Below are 1,358 nucleotides of genomic sequence, written 5' to 3' on the forward strand. Positions count from 1 at the left end.
TGAATCACCCTAGGTTCTGTGCCGCCTCCAGTTGGGGCTGATCCTCGGTGGTGAGGTCAGCGTAGTGGAGTGTTTCGTATTCGATCGGGGGCATGTGGCCGATGCTGGAATGAAGCCGCTTGACGTTGTACCACTCGACCCAACCGGCGGTCGCGTACTCGACGTCTGTGATCGTCTTGTACGGCCCCGAGTGGAAGATCGTCGTTCGGATGCACTCGGTCTTGTAAAGCCCGTTCGCTGACTCGACGAGGGCATTGTCGTAGGCGTCCCCGACCGATCCGATGGACGCGGCGATGTTCTCGAGCGCTAATTTCTCGGTCAGCTTCACGGACGTGTACTGACTGCCCGCGTCCGAATGATGTATCAGCTCAGCAGCTTTCACCGGGTTACCCTCACGGCGGCGCTGCCACAGCGCCATCCGAAGCGGAATCGTCACCAGGTCCACAGTCTTCGACATCGACGCATGCCAGGCGACGATCCGCCGGGAGAACACGTCGATGATGAACACCACGTAGACCCACCCGGCCCATGTTCGGACGTAAGTGAAATCGGTGACCCATACCCGATTCGGTTCCTCGGCCCGGAACTGTCGGTTGAGCAGGTCGCCCGCTCGCACGCCGTCCGCCGAGCGGATTGTGGTTCTGATTCCTTTCGCTCGCCGAATACCGTTGTGGCACAGTGCCTTCATCGCGCGGTCCACCGCGCCGTAGGACACCCCGGGGATCGCGGTCCGGTCCAGATGTGCGCGCATCTTCACCCTCCCGTACAACCCTTCCGGTGTCATCTTCCGCCGGCCGTGGGCGTCGGTGTTCCACACGAGATCCCTGACCGCGTCGATGACGTGGGCGTCGGCGACGGTGCGCGGAGCGGGCGTGCGTGAACGCCATGCTCGGTAGGTTCTCGCGGCGATCTTGCAGCCCTGATCGCTCAGGACCCGGCAGATCGACTCGACCGCAGAACCGTTGGCACGCAACGAATCTATGAAAGCGATGATCATCGGTTGCGGGGGTCGAGTTCCCCCGCGAAGAAAGTCGTCGCAGCTTTGAGGATGGCGACGTCCTCGCGCAGCTGCTTGTTCTCGGCCTTGAGCTTTTTGATCTCCGCCGATTCTTTCGAGGTAGTGCCGGCGCGGGAGCCTTGGTCGACTTGGGCTTGCACGGCCCACCGCCGCACTGTCTCCTGACCGACACCGACCTGCTTGGCGATCGCTTCCGCCGCGGCCGTCACCGAGGCGTACTCGGCTCCGTGAGCTTCGAGTAGCCGCAGGGCCCTCGCACGGACCTCCGGATCGATTTTCTTGGGCATGTGCTCATCCTTCCTGACTCAGAAGGAAGCGGCATCAAACCTAGGGTGATTCA

At 62.2% G+C, this 1,358-nt stretch carries 1 protein-coding gene; it reads right to left on the reverse strand.

Annotated elements, in window-relative coordinates:
* Positions 1-4: 4 nt before the first annotated feature.
* Positions 5-1,305, reverse strand: a protein-coding gene (locus R3P95_RS25990) for an IS3 family transposase (RefSeq protein WP_149407240.1) whose coding sequence is annotated in 2 segments (ribosomal slippage) — positions 5-1,032 and positions 1,032-1,305 — 1,302 coding nt in all. Because the reading frame shifts where the segments join, the coding sequence is not laid out codon by codon here.
* Positions 1,306-1,358 lie beyond the last annotated feature (53 nt).

Source organism: Rhodococcus cercidiphylli, from assembly GCF_033042225.1.
Classification (GTDB): Bacteria; Actinomycetota; Actinomycetes; order Mycobacteriales; family Mycobacteriaceae; genus Rhodococcoides.